This window comes from Lacticaseibacillus mingshuiensis, assembly GCF_016861785.1.
Classification (GTDB): Bacteria; Bacillota; Bacilli; order Lactobacillales; family Lactobacillaceae; genus Lacticaseibacillus; species Lacticaseibacillus mingshuiensis.
The window spans coordinates 1-1622 of the sequence record NZ_BOLS01000053.1; the positions used below are offsets into that span (position 1 = coordinate 1).

1 protein-coding gene is annotated in these 1622 nt (G+C 49.9%); it reads right to left on the reverse strand.

Features of this window, described 5'->3' with window-relative positions:
• Positions 1–169: 169 nt before the first annotated feature.
• Entirely contained in the window at positions 170–1537 is a 1368-nt protein-coding gene (locus JUE67_RS12610) for an IS1380 family transposase (RefSeq protein ID WP_225877970.1), read from the reverse strand.
• Between the last annotated feature and the right edge of the window lie 85 nt (positions 1538–1622).

Consider the following 1622-nt stretch of genomic DNA (forward strand, 5'->3'; position numbering starts at 1 on the left):
CCTGGATTATTCACCTCGGTATTTGGGACATGAAATCGCATCTGGCCGGTCTGAAAGCAACGTTTGGAGCGTTGCGAATACTGACTGAGCGGAGAAGTTGGTGATCGATGCACCACGAACAGACCGACCCAGTTTTCGGCTCGACGCACGACCTATTCAGTTATTCAGTTCAGGTCGCCAACTGATGGACTTCGTCCATGAGCCGACTAAACCAGTTCTTGTAAACATAGTTAGAAGCAAGATGAATCACCACACGACGGGCGTGCCAAGTAATCCTACCGGCGATGTGAAAGAGACTGAACCGTAGCGAGGAGATGGTTGAACGACGGTCTTCCGAGACAAAGAGCTGTTTAAAGAGCTGAACCAGGTTATAGGCAATACCGGTGATCAAGGCTCGTGCAGTGTTCCGTGCAAAAGTTGAGCTGTCTGTTTTGTCAAAGCCAAACCCGCATTTCAGCTCCTTAATTTGGTTCTCAGCATTGCCCCGCTGTCTATAGGTCTTGAACAAAGTCTCTGGAGCCTCGGAGGCCAGGCTGGTCACTACGAATGCGTGGTTCCAGGGAACTAGCTCATCTGCCGTATGAGTAGAACATACGATAACACGGCGAGCTTTACCCCATGACGCGGCCTGATACTTGAATTCGTGGTAGACGCATTTGCTCTCTTCATATTTTGGAGGGCAATCCACTAAGGCCGTTTCTGCCAGCTTCCCAAGCTTTGAATTTGCTTTGAGTCGAACCAAAAAGTCGACGCCATGTGTGTCGCACATCTCGTAAAATTTTGGCGCAGCAAACCCCGAATCGCCTCGAATGATGACGCTGGTGCTTTGAGGGAGCGCCGATAGGCGCGAAAAAGTTGTCTCGACGAACTTATCGGCTTCCTTGCCGGTGTACTCATTGCCAGGGCGCATCAAGGCGTCTAAGAGCAACCCGGACTCTTGATCAAATACAACCTGAGGGTGATATCCATAGGCCATATAGTGAGCGTTGAAGGCGGACCGTTCTTGATTACCGAAAGTATCACAATGCGTTGAGTCTATATCCAGCACGAAGCGGGATTGACCACTAAGACGGAAAGCCAAGGCGGCTACTTGCCAGATAAGCTTCCGAAAGTCATCTAGGTCGGCGTCTTCAAGGCGCTTGAAAAACCGTGAAAGTGAGGGCTGTGAGACTAGCCGAGAGCTACCCAAGGTGGCCGCCAGTACGGGATCACGTTGCCAGTCATTGGCACTACTGTCATGTAAATACCCGGCAACGTCGAGCAACAATTTTTCCAAGAAGATGTCGATCATCGAGGCCTTCCAGAATCGTCGTTGGTCTGGTAACTTGAGGCACTGATTGGCAAGTTGCCTAAAATTGATACGATGAAGAAACTCTTGGAACAAAACGATCCCGGCGTCATTTGAAAGTTGACCGCCGTCGGCGGTCACAGTCACATTGGTATTGCATTGCAGGGATAAGCTGGTTAAAGTTGAGATGGTGTGAAGCCTCGCTTTCGTGATGGTTTTCGTCGACTCAACCTTAGCATATAGGCGCACCCAATGGGTGAAACACCAAAGCAGCGCAGTCCCGTGTGAATCGTGGGATTGCGCTGCTTTTTTGAAATTCTATGAATAATCCAGG